Origin of the sequence: Arthrobacter sp. Leaf141 (assembly GCF_001424565.1) — a bacterium.
Lineage (GTDB): Bacteria > Actinomycetota > Actinomycetes > Actinomycetales > Micrococcaceae > Arthrobacter.
On the sequence record NZ_LMOL01000025.1, the window covers coordinates 1 to 1060 of the forward strand.

A 1060-nucleotide genomic window follows, 5' to 3' on the forward strand; every position below is an offset into this window, starting at 1 on the left:
TGTACTCAGCCAGCAGGTTGGTTACATCTGCTGATGGGTGGTCGCCCTCCGAGGGCTGCGTGGTTTCGGCGGTGGTTGTAGAAGTCTAGCCAGCCGGTCAGTGCCTGTGTTCGGTGGTTGCTGGAGTCGTAGGCGTTCTTGTAGGCCCAGCCTTCTTGCAAGGTGCGGTTGAATCGTTCGGCTTTGCCGTTTTGCCACGGGCTGCGGGGCTTTGTGCGCCGATGTTTGGCGCCGAGGTCCTTCATGACGGTCGCGAAGGCTGTTGACCGGATGTAGGCCAGGGCGTTATCGGTCATGACTTCTTGAACCGGTGCCCCGTTCGCGGCCATGAACGCTGCGGCGTTGGCCAGAAACGCTGCGCAGGTCGGGCCCTTTTCGTCCGGGAGGACCTCGACATAGGCCAGGCGTGAGTGGTCATCGACGGCCACGTGGACAAAGTCGTAGCCGAGTCCGCGGCCTTTGACGGCTTCGGACCGGCCATGAACACGCCAGCCGCCGCCGGCTGGGATTCTCCCGAGTTTCTTCACGTCAATGTGGAGCAGTTCACCGGCGGTGCCGCGTTCGTAGCGGTGGTCAGTAGCCCGGCCTGCCCTGATGCGTTCGCCGCTGATCGGGTCCAGCTCCCACAACCGGGGCATCCCGGCCCGGGCGATGATCCGGGAGACCGTCCGGGGCCGGACGTGGCACCGTTCGGCGAGTTGGACCGGGCCCTCGCGGTGCTCGGCACGCGCGGCGAGGACCTCGTCGACCTTCCTCGCGGGGGTGGCGTGCGGGCAGGAACGCGGACGTGAAGACCTGTCCTCCATCCCGTCCCAGCCGTGCTCCAGATAGCGTCGGAACCACCGGTGGGCGCAGGTCCGGGAGACACCCATTTCCTTCGCCACGTGGGCCACGGGGCGCCCGTCCAGAACACGCTGGACAAGGATGCCTCTACCGGCAGGAGTCAGACGGGCATTACGGTGGACCATGAAGACCTCTTAGTCGTTCGGTGTGTGTGGTAACCACCAACCTAAGAGGTCTTCACCCTTTCACGATGTAACCAACGTCCTGGCCGAGTACA

The 1060-nt window shown here is 64.4% G+C and carries 1 protein-coding gene; it reads right to left on the reverse strand.

Annotation, left to right across the window (positions count from 1 at the left end):
- Positions 1-5 precede the first annotated feature (5 nt).
- On the reverse strand, positions 6-968 hold the full coding sequence (locus ASF72_RS16445; protein ID WP_056600655.1) for an IS481 family transposase: 963 nt from the start codon (positions 966-968) through the stop codon (positions 6-8).
- Positions 969-1060: the final 92 nt, after the last annotated feature.